Source organism: Natrarchaeobaculum aegyptiacum, assembly GCF_002156705.1.
Taxonomy (GTDB): domain Archaea; phylum Halobacteriota; class Halobacteria; order Halobacteriales; family Natrialbaceae; genus Natrarchaeobaculum; species Natrarchaeobaculum aegyptiacum.
The window spans coordinates 2,442,834-2,458,072 of record NZ_CP019893.1; the positions used below are offsets into that span (position 1 = coordinate 2,442,834).

Here is a 15,239-nt window from a genome sequence, read left to right on the forward strand (position 1 = left end):
TGTTCCCGACGAGGGTTCGCCCACCAATGTCCACGCCGGGTGAATCGACCAGTGACTCTTTCGTCTCCCCGTCGAATGTCGGCACTGATGGGCGACGACGCTGACGCAGACGTCGACGTCGTCGAGGTGCTCAGCGACGAGTACGTCCGGACGATCCTCACACAGACCCGCGAGGAACCAAAGTCCGTCGACGCGCTAAGTGACGCCTGCGAGGCCGACCCCTCGACGATCTACCGTCGCGTCAGACAGCTCCAGGCAGTCGATCTCATCGAGGACCAGCAGCAACTCGACCCCGGCGGGCACCACTACAAGGTCTACAGCGCCCGACTCGAGGAAGTGCGGATCCGACTCGCCGAAGACGGCCTCGAGGTCGACGTCGACAGGACGCCCACCGAATCGGCAGCCGATCGCTTCACCAGACTCTACGAGGGTTTCAAATGACCGGGAGTATCGGCGCGCTACAGGGAGGCCGCCCGCTCGAGGTGACGACGCTCCAGCAGGTCACGGGCGGGTCGCCGGCGGTCGTCCTGCTGGTGTTCCTCGCCTTGCTCGTCGCCACGGTGCTCTCGCTGTACCTCGCCGTCCGGCTCTATCGGGGCTACCGACGCGGTGGCGGCACCGGGATGCTCCTGCTCGGCACCGGGCTCGTCCTGCTCACGACGGTGCCGATGGTGCTCCGGCTGGCGCTGTCGAACGTGGGAGCGATCGACCCGGTCTGGCGTGAGGTGCTGGCGACGGCTATCCAGTTGCTCGGCCTCGTCCTCATCCTGGGGGTGGTCTATGGTCGTCGCTGATCCCGCGGTCGTGCTGTTCGCGACCGCGTTCGCGACCGCCCTCGTCGGGACGGGGGTTGCCTGGCTCGCCTACCAGGGCTATCGGCGCAACGACAGCGACGCGATGCGCTACCTCGCGGTCGGGATCGCCCTCATCACCGTCGGCCCGTTCGTCGTCAGCTACGTCCTCTCGCCGGTCGCCGAACTGTCTGACGCGGCGACGCTCCTCGGCGTCCTCCTGGCGAACGTCGCCGGTCTGCTCGCGATCCTCTACTCACTCGAGGGGACCTGACTTCGCTTTTAAGAGTTTCGCCGAGTGGACGGGCCGACAACTCGGTTTCCCTCTTTAGGGACCTGTCCGTCGACGTCTCGATCGGGGATTCAGACCCATGACGACCGATCAGCAACCTCACGCGAACCGATCTGCCGGACGGCCCCTCCTTCGGGGGGTCCTGACGGCACCGATCGACCCCTGGACGTACCGCTCGCTCGCCTACCTGCTGCTGGCGTTCCCGCTGGCGATCCTGTATTTCGTCGTCCTCGTGACGGGCGCATCGATGACTCTCGGCCTGAGCATCACGCTGCTCGGCCCGCTCGCGTTTCTGGCGACCCTCCTGGCGATCCTCGCGCTGGCCTGGCTCGACGCCGCAGTGACCGACGGGCTGCTCGAGGTGGACGTCACGACGACGTTTCCCGAGACCGGGGAAGGGATCGTCGCGTTCGTGCGCGAGTTGCTCCTCGGACCGGAGACCTGGCTCGGCGCGGTCTACGTGCTGTGGAAGACGGTGCTCGGGTTCGTCGCGTTCGTCGGAATCGTCGTCGGTCTGTCGCTGGCCGCGAGTCTCCTCGTCGCGCCACTGTATTACGGCGAGCACGTCGTCGTCGGCTGGTACCAGGTCGACACGCTCGTGCGAGCGCTCCTCGCGGCCGCCGGTGGCGTGGTCGTCGGCTACCTCACGCTGTCGCTGGTGAACCTCACCGGACACCTGTCGGCCGTCGTCGCCGAGGGACTGCTGCCCGAGACGGCGTGAGCGAGGATTATTGCTCGAGACGGCCTGATCGAGCCGTTCCGTTTTCTCGCCGCTCGAGTCTGGTCGGCTGACGCCGAGAAAACGTAGGCTGAAAACTGCTTGAAACCCGTGGACGCTCGCGGCCGACTACTCGAGCGTCGTGAGCGTGACCCGGCCGGTCGACGTCTCCACCCGGAGTGCCGGGCCGCCGTCGCCGAGCGTTCCCCGCACGCGGTCGTCATCGCGGTCGACGTCGGTCAGCTCGAGGTCGCCGACGTCGATTCGACCGGTGCTGGTTTCCACGTGGAGGTCGGCGTCGACGTCCGGCCCGATCGCCGCATCCACGCGGCCGGTGTTCGTCGCGATCGTCGTGTCGCCGTCGATCGCCGGCACGTCGACGCCCACCCGGCCGGTGCTCGTCCGGACGTCCTCGAGGGCGTCGACGTTGCGAACCTCCACGCGTCCGGTGTTCGTAGTGACCCCAACTGCGCCGTCGACGTTCGCGACGTCGACGCGGCCCGTGCTCGTGTCGACTGCGAGGTCGCCGACGACGTCCCGAACCGTCACGCGACCCACGCTCGTCCTGATCGTCTCGAGGGCGACGTCACGCGGAACGTCGGCGTCGATGTTCATCGTCGGGCGACTCTGGAACCAGCCCTCGTTGCCGTCCCACTCCGACCGAAGCTCGAGGAGGTCGTCTGCGCGATCGGTCCGGAGGGCGAGTTCCTCGAGGTCGGTCCTGATCGAGCTGGATTGCTTCTCGAGCTCGAGGTGGATCTCGTCGGCGTCGTTGCCGACGACCGTGATCCGGCCCGCCTCGCCACGGATCGCGACCGTCTCGGCGTCGTCGGGATCGATCGTCTCCGATCGCTCCAGTCGCTGGCCGACGAACGGCGTCATGCCGCTACAGCCGGCGAGCGCTGCGGACCCCGTCGCCGCGATCCCACCGAGCAGCGATCGTCGAGTCGTATCTGGCTGCATATGCGAATTCACGGGGGCGACCTACGTCAATCCAGACGCGGGGCTGTCGGTCGCCCAATCGACCCCCGAAATTTATGAGGGGCAGCCAGTTCCGTCGTGGGGTTGCTTAAGTCGTCAGGACGGCACCCTCGCTCACGAACCGACGCGCTCGAGCACCCGTTCTCTGAGCACGAGCAGGCTCGGGAGCACCGTCACGCACGCGACGAACGCGAAAATGATGCTCAGGCCGGTGACGAGGCCGAATCGCTGGAGCGGCGGCGCGAGCGCCAGCGCGAGCACGCCGAATCCCGCGGCGGTCGTCGCTGCACTCCCGAGCAGGGCCCCGCCGGTGCCGGTGATCGTCGCCTCGAGGGCGTCGGTGACGGTCCCGTGACGGTCGCGCTCGACGACGTATCGCTCGCCGAGGTGGATGCTGTAGTCGACGCCGAGGCCGATGGCGAGGCTCGTGATGACGGCCGTCTCGCTGTTGAACGGCACGTCCAGCACGGCCATCGTCCCGAGGAGCCACGCCAGCGCGGCGACGACGGGTGCGAGGGTCACGAGGCCGAGCGAGAGCGCCCGGTGGCGGACCCAGTAGAGGATCGTAAGGAACGCGCCGATCACGACGAGCGTCACGGCGAACGCCTGCACGAGCGTCTCGAGCAGGGCGTCCTGTACGACCGCGGTCGTGACGGGCCCACCGGTCGCGACGGCCGTCACCGCTGGCTCGTCGCCGTCGGTGGTGCCGGTCTCGACCTCGCCAGCGATCCCTCGCACGTCCTCGGCGACCGTCTGGGCGGGCGCGTCGCCGCGAACCGAGACGACGAGCCGTGCGGAGTCGTACGTCCCCTCGTCGGTCCGCTCGAGGATGCTCGTGGCGGCCTCGTCGTCGGCCTCGTAGAGCAGGTCGTACAGGCCCTCGAGGTCCTCGTCCGGGACGCCGTCGCCGGTCGTATCCCGCTGTGCGAGGCCGTCGGCGACCGTCTCGTTCGTCTCGGCGACGTCCTCGATGACGGTGAGCGGGCCGTCGACGGCGGCCGTTCCATCGGCGCGGGCGTCGATGGTCGTATTCTCACCGGTGGTGGCCTCTGCTCGAGCGTCCTCGATCGCTGCAAGCAGGGCCGGGTCGGTCACGTCCCCGCGTATCAGGATCTGGGCCTGCGAGTCCGGGTCCTGGAAGTTGTCTCCGAGGTAGGTGACGTCGTCGCTGATCGTGTAGGTGTCCGGCTCGAGCGGCCCGGGAAGATACGAGGCCCACTCGGGCGCGTCCTCGGGGAGGAAGTCGGCCTCGTTGAACTCCGTGTCGATGCCTGTCGCGCCGTAGGCACCGCCGACGGCGAGCAGGAGGGCGACGAAGACGACCACGAACGGTGCCCGCCGGGCCAGCGCGACGCCGCCGCCGAGGATGCTGTTGATCGGCCCCGGCGTCACCCCGAAGGCGGGCTTGGCCCGATCCCGGTCGAATCGCTTCTCGAGCAGGCCGTCGACTTCGACCTTGAGCGCGGGGACGAGGACGCCGAAGGCGACGAACGTGGCGAAGATCCCACCGGCGCTGAGGACGGCGAAGTCCTGGATCGCCGGCAGCGGGCTGACGACGTTCGAGAGGAAGCCGATACCCGTCGAGAACGTCGCCGCCGCGAGTGCGAGCACGACGCCCCCGAGTCCGAGTACCATCCCGGTCCGGACGCCGCGGGCCACCCCGGCCTCGGCGGACGCGGACTCGCCGTTCGAGTCGGCTGCGGCCCCGTCGGTCGAATCAGCCGCGGATTCGTCGCCCGGGTCGCCCCCGATCCCGAGCGTCCCCGCACGGGCCTCCCGGTACCGCATCACGACGTGCAAGGCGTAGTCGATCGAGAGCCCGATCAGCAGGAACGGCACCGCGATCAGGAGCTGGCTGGTCGGGATCTCGAGCCAGCCGAGCAGGCCAGCGAGCCAGACCATGACGACGCCGATTCCGACGAGACCGACGAGGACGTCGACGACGTCCCGGTAGGTAATTCCGAGGATGCCGAGGACGAGCACCAGCGCGACGGGCGTGATGATGGCGAAGCTGTCTCCCACGGCGTTCGACGTGATCTCGTCGGTGATTGCCTGGCCGAAGACGAAGCCGCCGTCGTCGGTGTCGCCTCCGTCACCGTTTGCACTGTCACCGCCCCCGTTGCCGGAACCGTCGCCGCTGCCACCGCCGAACCGCTCCTCGAATAGCGAATCGATCTCGAGTTGAGCCGCCGCGATCGGTTCGGGGACGCCGTCGTCGTCATCGTCCGCGTCGGCCTGGTCCGCGTCGGCTTCGTCGCCTGCCTCGGCCCCGCCGTCGGCTCCGTCGCTCCCCGACGCGCCGTCAGGAACCTCGTGAAAGACGAACGTTACCCGGGACTCGGCAGTCGTTTCGTCGGGATCGTAGTCGTCGGAGACGAACGCCGTAACGTCGTCTCCGCCCGCGCCCGGCGTGGCGGTCGGGCTGGACTCCCCGTTGCCAGACCCATCGTCCGGACCGGCGAGGTCGCCCTCGAGCACGTCCGCCACGAGCGTCTCGACTTCGTTACCAGACCGGGTCTCGAGTGCTTCGCGCTGTTCCTCTATCGTCGGACCGTCGTCGTCCGCGAACTCCTCACGATCCGCTTCCAGCGCGTCGAAGTCCTCCTCGAGTGCGTCGAACTCGTCTTCGAGCAGCCCGACCGTTCCGGCGGCGTAGATCCCTTCGAGGGCTGTTTCCACCTCCTGGTACCCGGGAGTCGCTTCGGGGTCGTCGGTCGCCTGCTCGATCCCGACGAGCGCCGACTCTAGACCGCGGCCCTCCCGGGCGATCTCCTCGTATTCGGACGCCGCTTCGTCGTCGAGCTCGGCGGCCGTCACGGCGTCCTCGACGACGGCATCGAATTCCGCCTCGAGGTCGTCGCTCGCCTCCTGATAGGTGGGATCGGTCTCGTTGGCCGTTGCGTTCAGCTCCTCGAACGCACGCTGGAGTTCTCGACTCTCGTCGAGTCCCGTCTCGAGTGCGTCGCGTCGGTCCTCGAGATCCGCCTGTCGCTCACCGAGTTCCTCGCCACGCTCCTCGAACGCCGCGACTCTGTCCTCGGTGTACGCCGCAGTCCCGACGACGGCCTCGAGGCCAACCATCTCGTCGACCGTCGCGTTTACCGATTCGTTCGCACGGATGTCCTGCTGGAGGGCCAGTCCGTCGAGGAGTGACTCGCGGGTCAGGACGTCACCGCCGTCCTCGCGGACGACGATCTGGGTGATCTCCCGGTCGTCTTCCTCGTAGGCTGCTTCGACGTACTCGAGGGCTGCCTGTTCTTCGGAGTCGGTCTCGAACTCGCCGATGCCGGCGTCTTCTGTCTCCGTGACGACGGCGCCGGTTCCGACGACTGCTGTCAGGAGGAAGACGACGACGAGGACGAGTTTGCTCCGGGCGACCAGCACCTCGGCGTAGCGGTCGGCGCGGTCACTGCTCATCGATCGTCTCGCGCAAGTTGTCGGTGAGTACGGGGGACGGGGACAGTCCCTGGTGGCTCATCGGCACAGCGTCCGCCACGATCACGGAAAACGCTTGCCCCGAACGAAGTGGCGTACGTGCGGCCGTGAGGGTCCTTAGGCGGTGGTTTCGTAGAGGACTGCGGATCGATCGCTCCCGTCTGCGTGCCAGACAACCTCGAGGTCGACCGTACTCGAGTCGTCGACGCAGACCGTCGCCCGATCCCCGGACCGGACTTCGCCGTCGCCGACGCCGTGAGTCTCGTAGCCGTTCGGCTTCGCCCACGACCCCGTGAGCGCTTTGTCCGCGGACTGGAGAGACAACTCGTCGGCGGGAACCGTCTCACCCGCCCGGTGGACGACCGTGACTTCCGTCCCCGCGCAGGTCCCCGTCTCGGTGGTGAACGCGGCCATCGGGGCCGGTTCAGCCAGGTGCTGGTCGCTCACGTCGACGGCGTACACCGCGACGACGCCGGCCAGGAGGACCGTGATCGCGAGCAGCAACGCGACGCCGACGACGGGCGTCACCCCCCGCTCTCCGTTCGGACTCGAGGACAGTCGCATACGACGAACTGTCTCGATACTCGACCGTTGTTATCGGCGCGCTACCCATCGGTACCCGGACGCTACCCTCTCGAAAGCAGTTCCAGACGGCCGATACGGGGGCCCTACCGGCTCGAGACGGCAGCTCGAGACCGATCGAGCGAGCGGTTCACGTCCCCGCGTCCACGTTCCGAACGAACCGTCGAACGACGTTCGTGAACGTCTCCGGCCGGTGGAGGTTGCAGACGTGGCCGACGCCCTCGAGGACGATCACGTTCGCGTCGCCGGCGGCCGCGGCGTGTTCGCGTTCGCCGCTGCGCATGATCTTGTCGCGTTCGCCGTTGACGACGAGCACCGGACCCTGGTAGGCCTCGAGTCCCGCCCGGACGTTCCGGCCCCCGAGATCGGGGCCGGGCGTGCCGAACTCACGCGGAAAGATCCCCGACTCGAGGATCTCCCGTTCGTGCTCCGGCGAGAGGTCCCGGTTCCGAACCCATCGCGTTCCGAGCCGCTGGATCCCGCGCTCGACGAGGTCGCTGCGGGTCGCCAGGCGTGCGACGGCACCGGTCGCCCTCGTCAGGAGGTTCATTCCCCGGACGGGATTCGCGCTGCTCCCGACGATCACGAGGCCGTCGACGTTCTCGGGTTTCCGGCGCGCGTACTCCGTGATCACGTAGCCCCCGAGCGAGAGGCCCACGAGGACCGCACTCCCGTCGGCCTCCGACTCGAGTACGTCGTCGAGCAGCGCGAGGGCCGGCGCGAGGTCGAACGACTCGTCGGACCGGGTCCCGTGTCCCGGCAGGTCGGGGGCGATCACGCGGTACTCTTCGGAGAGGGCGTCGCGCTGGGGTGCCCACAGCGTCCGGGTGAACATCGCGCCGTGGACGAAGACGATCGGACGCGCGTCTGGCGGGCCGGCGACGTCGACGCCGCGGATCGTCGCCGAGGCAGTCGTGTCTCCCATACGACGACCACACGGGACTTCACGTCGTAGTGGTGGTGCCGGCAGATGAACCTCGGGCGGCCGTTCGACGCCGGGGACGGTGAACGCGAAACACCTAACACGGTTCCACGTGGTACCGTTCTGTATGCGCGATACCGTCACGGTCGTGGCGATTCCCGTTGGCCGGCCGTGCGACGCCGTATTCGTAGGGGCCTCGTAGCCCCGCCTTTCCAACCCCGTTTCGACGGATGTATTGTCCCCGACCGAATTTCACCGAGCAACGACCAGTAGCAGCTATGGACTACCGATCACCGCGATACGACCGACCGACGCACCGACGACGCCCTCGCCGGGTGGTGAGAGCATGAGTATGGACACCCCGGAATCCGAATCCGAGTCCGACGAGGGCCCCGGCCTCGAGGGCGGGTACGATCCCGACGCCGTCGAGTCGCGCTGGCAGGACCGATGGGTCGACGAGGAGGTCTACGCCTACGAGAGCGATCCCGAGCGTGACCCGAACACGGTCTACGCGATCGATACGCCGCCGCCGACGGTCTCGGGCAGTCTGCACATGGGTCACCTCTACGGCTCGACGCTGCAGGACTTCGCCGCGCGCTTCCAGCGGATGGCCGACGGCGAGGTGCTGTTCCCGTTCGGCTACGACGACAACGGAATCGCGAGCGAACGACTGACCGAGGAAGAACTCGACATCCGCCACCAGGACTACGAGCGCCGGGAGTTCCAGGAACTCTGCCGGGAGGTCTGCCAGGAGTACGAGGCGGAGTTCACCGAGAAGATGCAGGACCTCGGGACCTCGATCGACTGGAACTCGACGTACAAGACGATCGAGCCCCGCGTCCAGCGCATCTCACAGCTCTCGTTTATCGACCTCTACGAGCAGGATCGTGAGTACCGCAAGAAGGCACCGGCGATCTGGTGTCCAGAGTGTGAGACCGCGATTTCGCAGGTCGAGATGGAAGACGACGAGCGCGGCTCGCACTTCAACGACATCGCGTTCGAGGTGGCCTCAGACGGCACCGACCGAGAGGAGTTCGTTATCTCCACCACGCGACCCGAACTGATCCCCGCCTGTGTCTCCGTCTTCGTCCACCCCGACGACGAGGACAATCAGGACCTGGTCGGCGAGACCGCTCGCATCCCGATCTTCGGCCACGAAGTGCCGATCATTGCCGACGAGCGCGTCGACATGGAGAAGGGGACCGGCGTGGTCATGTGCTGTACCTTTGGCGACCAGAAGGACATCGAGTGGTACCAGGCCCACGACCTCCCGCTCCGGGTCGCCATCGACGAGTCCGCGACGATGACCGACCTCGCCGGCGACTACGAGGGAATGTCCACCGAGGAAGCCCGCGAGGCCATCGTCGAGGACCTCGAGGAAGGAGGCTACCTCCGTGACCGCTGGGAGATCACCCACGCCGTCGGCGTCCACGAGCGCTGTGACACGCCCGTCGAGTATCGCGTCTCCAAACAGTGGTACGTCGAAATCCTGGACCACAAGGAGGAATACCTCGAGGCCGGCCGGGAGATGGACTGGCACCCCGAGAAGATGTTCACCCGGTACAAACACTGGATCGAGGGCCTCGAGTGGGACTGGCTCATCTCCCGACAGCGCGACTCGGGGATTCCGTTCCCGGTCTGGTACTGTACGGAGTGCGATCACGAGATCCTCGCGGAGAAGGAGAACTTGCCGGTCGACCCGCTCTCGGACGACCCGCCGGTCGACGTCTGTCCGGAGTGTGGAAACGACGAGTTCGAGCCCGAAGAGGACGTCTTCGACACCTGGGCGACGTCGTCGCTCACCCCGCTCATCAACGCTGGCTGGGACTGGGACGAGGAAGCCGAGGAGTTCACGATGGCGAAGCCGGAGCTCTACCCGTTCGACCTCCGCCCGCAGGGCCACGACATCATCTCGTTCTGGCTGTTCCACACCGTCGTCAAGTGCTACGAGCACACCGGCGAGGTGCCGTTCGACGCGACGCTGATCAACGGCCACGTGTTAGACGAGAACAGAGAGAAGATGTCGAAGTCGAAAGGCAACGTCGTCGCGCCCGACGAAGTGCTCGCCGACTACCCCGTCGACGCCGTTCGCTTCTGGGCCGCCAGCGCCGCCGTCGGTGACGACTTCCCGTATCAGGAGAAAGACCTGCGCGCGGGCGAAAAGCTCCTTCGAAAGCTCTGGAACGCCTCGAAACTCGTCGACACGCTGGCACCCGCCGATCCGGACGAACCCGACGACCTCGAGCCGATCGACCGCTGGCTGCTGGCCGAACTCGACGACGCGACCGCCGAACTGACCGACCAGTTCGAAAACTACGAGTTCGCGAAGGCCCGCGACCGCCTGCGGACGTTCTTCTGGAACACCTTCTGTGACGACTACCTCGAGATCGCCAAGGGTCGGGAGGACAACCCGTCGACCCAGTACGCGCTCCGGACGGCCCACCGGACCTTCCTCGAGCTGTGGGCGCCGTTCCTGCCACACGTGACGGAGGAGATCTGGCAGGCCGTGTATGCTGGCGAGGCGCCACGCGCCTCGGACGAATCGAGCGGAGAGCGGAGCGAGCCGCGAGACGCTGGCGAGGGAGCCCTCGAGGAGACGAGCATCCACCTTCGCGAGTGGCCCGAACCGCAGGGCTACGAGGCTGACCTCGAGGCCGGCGAGACGGCGATGGAGGTCATCTCCGCGCTCCGACGCTACAAGAGCGAAAATCAGCTGCCGCTGAACGCCGACCTCGGATCGGTGTCCGTCTTCGGGGCCGTCGAGGGCTTCGAGGACGCCATCCAGCAGGTGATGCACGTCGAGCAACTGACCGTGCTCGAAGACGAGCCGGAAGTGACCACCGAGGTCGCCTCGATCGACCTCGACTACTCGACTCTGGGTCCGAAGTTCGGCGCGAAAGTCGGCGAGATCGACGACGCGATCGACGCCGGTGAGTACGAAATTGACGACGAAGCCGACGTGCTCCGTGCGGCCGGCGAAAAACTCGAGGCTGACCTCTTCGAGGTCGACCTCGAGCGCACCTACTCGGGCGAGGGCGAGATGATCGAAACCGAATCCGCCGTGGTCGTCCTCGAGGACGCCTGATCGTTCACGAGGATTCGTCCGGTCTATTGTCGTTCGGTACCGGCGATTCGCCGCCTGGGTGTCGATCGCCGGTAACACGCTCCAATGATCCGTATCAGGCGCTGGCTACTCACTCGAGTCGCGATGGGCGCGGTCGCTCGCTCGAGTCGTGGTCGGTGTGAGTTGCAGCGTTCCCGATCCCATTCGAACGTGACGATCACGCCGATGAGACTGAGTATGTGGACGGACGATCAGACTGTGTGTCTAGTTCGGGAAAAGTTATAATAGGTTGCGCCCATTCGTGACCGTGCTCTGCTGAAGTCGTTCGTCGCCGATCGGTCGCGAGCAGTCGCGTAAGCCGAGTACGGAGCACCATGCCTACCGATACTACGACTGTGGACCCCTCCGGAATCGACGCGCAACTGCCGACCGACGTCGTCTTCGACCTCCTGTCAGACGCGCGTCGACGCTACGCCCTGTACTACCTCTCCCAGCGCGTCGGCGCGATCACGCTCGAGGAGCTCGTTGACGGCGTCGTTCACCACGAGGGACCGGTGACCGACGACCAGTTCGTCGACGTCACGCTGTCGTTCCAGCACAACCACCTCGGGAAGCTCGTCGACGCCGGCGTCGTCCGATACGAGCCTGCGACGACCCGGATCGACCGCGAACCTGCCGCGACCGCGCTCGACCCTTACCTCGAGCTGGTTTTCGACGGTGGGGCCAGTTCGTGAACTAAATCGGCTCTCGAGGTGGTCGAGCCCATCTCGAGAGTTTCCAGATCAGCTGTCCGAATCGGAATCGGAATCTGTGTCGCCGTCGTCGGAGTCCGAGTCAGTGTCGCCGTCGTCGGAGTCCGAGTCAGTGTCGCCGTCGTCGGAGTCCGAGTCAGTGTCGCCGTCGTCGGAGTCCGAGTCGGCATCCGACTCGAGCCGACCGTCCTTCTCGCCGTCTCGTTTTGGTGTCTCGGCTGATTCACCGATTCGGTCCCGACGCTGGTCCGGATCGGGTTCGACTCCGTCGTTCGAACTCGTATGCGACGTCTTCGAGTCGTTGTTGCTATCGTCGTCGGATGTGGACCGCTGTGAGTCGTGCGAATCGGGTCCGACTTCGGCTCCGACCGAATACAGGACGAGGGGCGGGCCGACGTAGGACACGATCGCCACCGCAGCAAAGAGCGGATCGATGAAGATCAGGAGCCCGAAGATCGCGAGTGCTGCAGCCGACGCGGTGTGAATCGCCGAAGAGGTGTACTCTCGGTAGAACGCCCAGAACCCACGGACCCACTGCTTGATCGTTCGTTCGCGGGCCAGTCCGAGGATGGGCAGTGGCACACCCGTGGTACGCTCTCGACGACCAAGAGCCCTCAGTCAGGACGCCCTGAACGAGCAGGCTGCACCCGTGAAACTGCGACGTGCTTCACCCAATGCGGGCGTATTCACACAGTTTAACCCGCGTCGCGAGGGCGAGAAAGAGCGCGAGCAACGTGAACGTGACCTCGCCAGCGGCGACGACGCCGAGTGCGTCGGCACCGAGGAACATCGGTTCGTCCTGTGGAACGGGAATCGTCGTGTGGTGGACGCCGTGTGGCCCTTCGAGCACCGGGACGAAGTAATCGACGAGCAGGTTGCTGGTGTACCAGACGAGCGCGACAGCGACTGCCCAGATGGGAAAGTCGGTGATCCGGTGGAGTACCAGCGCCTGCACGACCATCGCGAGGTGGCTCCAGAAGAGAAACTGGTACATCAGCGGATGGGTCTGGGCCGCGTAGGTCTCGTAGAACACCAGTAGCGTGTACGGCGTCCATAGTCCGAGGATGATATTCCCAAAGAACGCCAGCGCGGTGAGCCACGGCAGTTCGTGGCCGAGTTTCCACGCGGCGATGGCGAGTGCGATCAGGAGCGTCGCCATCGGGCTGTCGGGCACCCACGGCCACATCGCCATCGGCGTCGCCTCCAACTGGTGGGCATAGTACCAGAACCCGAAGGCCGTCCCCGCGAGGTTGATGGCGACGACGAGCCACGCGAATCGCAGCCCGAGGTCCTCGATCCGCTTCGGGACCGGTGCGAGATACCGGGGAAGTGGATCGCGATCGGAGATCCGACTCGAGCCAGCCATTGGCCGAGGTGACGAGGGGGGCGTGTAAAACGCTAGTGGTCGTGGACAGTCCCTCGAGTTGACCGACGGGAGGCTGTGCCCAAAGGATACGCGTAAGTGCGGTCACTCCTAACCCGGTGATATGACCGACGAAACCGATCTCGAGGACCTTCGACGCGGCACGGACCTCGTCAAGCGTGGCTTTGCTCAGATGCAGAAAGGCGGCGTCATCATGGACGTCGTCGATCCCGAACAGGCCCGCATCGCCGAGGAAGCAGGTGCGGTCGCCGTGATGGCGCTCGAAGCCGTTCCGGCTGACATCCGCAAGCGCGGCGGCGTCGCCCGGATGGCAGATCCCGCGGACGTCGAGGAGATCGTCGACGCCGTCTCGATCCCGGTGATGGGCAAAGCTCGTATCGGCCACACGAAAGAGGCCCAGATTCTCGAGGCCGTCGGCGTCGACATGATCGACGAAAGCGAGGTTCTCACGCCGGCTGACGACGCCTACCACATCGACAAGCGCGACTTTACCGCGCCGTTCGTCTGTGGTGCCCGGAACCTTGGTGAGGCGCTACGCCGAATCGAGGAGGGCGCGGCGATGATCCGCACCAAGGGTGAAGCGGGAACTGGCGACGTCAATCAGGCCGTCCACCACCAGCGGACGATCAAAGGCGAGATCCGCCGCCTCGAGGGCATGAGCCACGAAGAGCGCGAGGCCTACGCCCGCGAGATCGAAGCCCCGGCCGAACTGGTTCACGAGACCGCCGAGATGGGCCGGCTTCCAGTGGTGAACTTCGCCGCGGGTGGCATCGCGACGCCCGCCGACGCCGCGCTGATGATGCACCACGAGTGTGACGGCATCTTCGTCGGCAGCGGCATCTTCGGTGCCGAGAACCCGCCCGCGATGGGTGAGGCGATCGTCGAGGCCGTCAACAACTGGGACGACCCCGAGGCGCTCGCCGAAATCTCGAAGAACCTCGGCAAGGGCATGAAAGGCGACGCGAACGTCGACCTGCCCGAAGAAGAGAAACTGCAGGGTCGCGGCGTCTGAACCGGCACGCGGTTCGCCGGTCGCCCATCTCCGCTTTCTCTTCCCGATCTCCTGCCTACTCCGTGAGCGTCCGCCGTCCCGCTGGCTCCTCGCATTTCGACCCGGAAAACCACACGCTCGATTGCTGGTCAGTCGTCCGCCGACGTCTCGGCTTCCTCGCCCAGCAGTTCGTCGCGGTGTTCGTCGAGCAGCGGCGCGCGACCCCGGGGCTTCGGCGGCGTCTCGGTCATCTTGATCGGGTTGCCGGCGATCTCGACGTCGGTGTCGGCACCCGGCTGTTCGACGGGCACGAGCATGTCGCGGGCGTGGACGTGCTCGTCCGCGAAGATCTCCTCGGTCGTCTGGACCGGCGCGGCCGGCACCCGACCCTCGAGACTCGAGACCAGTTCGTCGTTGGTCTGTTCGATCGCCCACTTCTCGAGTTCGACGCGGAGTGCGTCGCGGTTCTCGAGGCGTTCTGGCGTGGTCGGGTACTCTTCTGCGAGGTCCTCACGGTCCATCACGTCGCAGAGTTCTTTCCAGTGGCGGTCGTTGAACGCCGCGATGACGGCGTAGCCATCGTCGGTCTCGAAGGCGTCGTACGGGAACAGCGTCGGGTGGGAGTTCCCGCGTCGGGTCGGGGCCTCGCCGTGGTAGGACTGCTGGTAGATGGCGCGCTCGGTGAAGCTGATCATCGAGTCGTACATCCCGGTGTCGACGTACTGGCCCTCGCCGGTCTGCTCGCGGTGGTTGACGGCTGCGAGGATGCCGATGCAGTTCAGGGTGGCGGTGAAGAGGTCGCCGACGCCGGGGCCGGTCTTCGTCGGTGGCCCATCTGGCTGGCCGGTAGTCTCCATGACGCCGCCCAGCGCCTGGGCGATGAGGTCGAACGACGGCTGACCCTGGCGATAGGTCTCGCCGGTTCGTGGGTCACCAAAGCCGCGGATCGAGGAGTAGATGAGCTGGGGATTGTACTCTGTGAGCGTCTCGTAGCCGAGGTCGTACTTCTCCATCGTGCCCGCACGATAGTTCTCGACCACGACGTCTGCGGTCTCGACGAGCGAGAGAAAGTCCTCGCGGTCCGCTTCGTCACCGAGGTTGAGCTCGATACTCTTTTTCCCGCGGTTGACGCTCTGGAAGTACCCACCGTAGGCTTCCTCCTCCGGATCGTCGACGAACGGGGGGTTCGACCGGATCATGTCGCCACCCGGTCGTTCGACCTTGACGACGTCAGCACCCATGTCTGCGAGTAACATCGTACAGTACGGGCCGGCTAACACCTGGGTCAGATCCACGACGCGCAGATTCGACAGCGCTCCCATACTCT

14 protein-coding genes are annotated in these 15,239 nt (G+C 66.3%); 7 read left to right on the plus strand and 7 right to left on the minus strand.

The annotated features are described in order from the left end of the window. Positions 1-87: 87 nt before the first annotated feature. The 4 genes from B1756_RS11915 to B1756_RS11930 all read left to right on the plus strand — a co-directional run bounded on the left by B1756_RS11915 (position 88) and on the right by B1756_RS11930 (position 1,804). Positions 88-441, plus strand: a complete 354-nt coding sequence (locus B1756_RS11915) for a winged helix-turn-helix domain-containing protein (protein ID WP_086890167.1) — start codon at positions 88-90, stop codon at positions 439-441. Next, positions 438-794 carry a hypothetical protein gene (locus tag B1756_RS11920; protein WP_228434351.1) on the plus strand — a complete coding sequence of 119 codons (357 nt, stop codon included), beginning with the start codon at positions 438-440 and terminating at the stop codon, positions 792-794. Before B1756_RS11915 ends, B1756_RS11920 begins: the two co-directional genes overlap by 4 nt. Next, positions 781-1,065: a DUF7521 family protein gene (locus tag B1756_RS11925; RefSeq protein ID WP_086888738.1), complete on the plus strand. Its 285-nt coding sequence runs from the start codon at positions 781-783 to the stop codon at positions 1,063-1,065. Before B1756_RS11920 ends, B1756_RS11925 begins: the two co-directional genes overlap by 14 nt. A 97-nt stretch (positions 1,066-1,162) precedes the next feature. Continuing rightward, complete coding sequence (locus tag B1756_RS11930) at positions 1,163-1,804, plus strand: sensor domain-containing protein (protein ID WP_086888739.1); 642 nt, start codon at positions 1,163-1,165, stop codon at positions 1,802-1,804. Between the two features lie 126 nt (positions 1,805-1,930). Here B1756_RS11930 and B1756_RS11935 read toward each other — a convergent pair whose 3' ends face one another. The 4 genes from B1756_RS11935 to B1756_RS11950 form a co-directional block, all read right to left on the minus strand. Next, positions 1,931-2,764, minus strand: coding sequence for a DUF4097 family beta strand repeat-containing protein (locus tag B1756_RS11935; protein ID WP_086888740.1), 834 nt, complete (start codon positions 2,762-2,764; stop codon positions 1,931-1,933). A 132-nt stretch (positions 2,765-2,896) separates the two neighbouring features. Further along, positions 2,897-6,199, minus strand: a complete 3,303-nt coding sequence (locus B1756_RS11940) for an MMPL family transporter (RefSeq protein ID WP_086888741.1) — start codon at positions 6,197-6,199, stop codon at positions 2,897-2,899. 135 nt (positions 6,200-6,334) lie between these two features. Further along, positions 6,335-6,781: a type IV pilin domain-containing protein gene (locus B1756_RS11945; protein ID WP_086888742.1), complete on the minus strand. Its 447-nt coding sequence runs from the start codon at positions 6,779-6,781 to the stop codon at positions 6,335-6,337. 148 nt (positions 6,782-6,929) lie between these two features. Further along, positions 6,930-7,724 carry an alpha/beta fold hydrolase gene (locus B1756_RS11950; RefSeq protein WP_086888743.1) on the minus strand — a complete coding sequence of 265 codons (795 nt, stop codon included), beginning with the start codon at positions 7,722-7,724 and terminating at the stop codon, positions 6,930-6,932. 232 nt (positions 7,725-7,956) lie between these two features. Between B1756_RS11950 and B1756_RS11955 the strand changes: the two genes are divergently transcribed. After that, a complete protein-coding gene (locus B1756_RS11955; RefSeq protein ID WP_394340682.1) occupies positions 7,957-10,806 on the plus strand; it encodes a valine--tRNA ligase in 2,850 nt (949 codons plus the stop codon). 353 nt (positions 10,807-11,159) lie between these two features. Then, positions 11,160-11,519 carry a DUF7344 domain-containing protein gene (locus B1756_RS11960; protein WP_086888745.1) on the plus strand — a complete coding sequence of 120 codons (360 nt, stop codon included), beginning with the start codon at positions 11,160-11,162 and terminating at the stop codon, positions 11,517-11,519. 48 nt (positions 11,520-11,567) lie between these two features. Here B1756_RS11960 and B1756_RS19080 read toward each other — a convergent pair whose 3' ends face one another. Next, positions 11,568-12,119 (minus strand): hypothetical protein, encoded by a 552-nt coding sequence (locus B1756_RS19080; RefSeq protein WP_228434353.1) that lies wholly within the window; start codon positions 12,117-12,119, stop codon positions 11,568-11,570. A gap of 85 nt (positions 12,120-12,204) precedes the next feature. Continuing rightward, the gene (locus B1756_RS11970) at positions 12,205-12,903 is read right to left on the minus strand and encodes a DUF1405 domain-containing protein (protein ID WP_086888747.1); all 699 of its coding nucleotides are present in this window, start codon (positions 12,901-12,903) and stop codon (positions 12,205-12,207) included. 121 nt (positions 12,904-13,024) lie between these two features. Between B1756_RS11970 and pdxS the strand changes: the two genes are divergently transcribed. Continuing rightward, the gene (gene pdxS / locus B1756_RS11975; RefSeq protein WP_086888748.1) at positions 13,025-13,933 is read left to right on the plus strand and encodes a pyridoxal 5'-phosphate synthase lyase subunit PdxS; all 909 of its coding nucleotides are present in this window, start codon (positions 13,025-13,027) and stop codon (positions 13,931-13,933) included. A 128-nt stretch (positions 13,934-14,061) separates the two neighbouring features. Here the strand turns inward: pdxS and mct are convergent, their stop codons facing one another. Continuing rightward, the gene (mct, locus tag B1756_RS11980; protein ID WP_086888749.1) at positions 14,062-15,234 is read right to left on the minus strand and encodes a succinyl-CoA:mesaconate CoA-transferase; all 1,173 of its coding nucleotides are present in this window, start codon (positions 15,232-15,234) and stop codon (positions 14,062-14,064) included. Between the last annotated feature and the right edge of the window lie 5 nt (positions 15,235-15,239).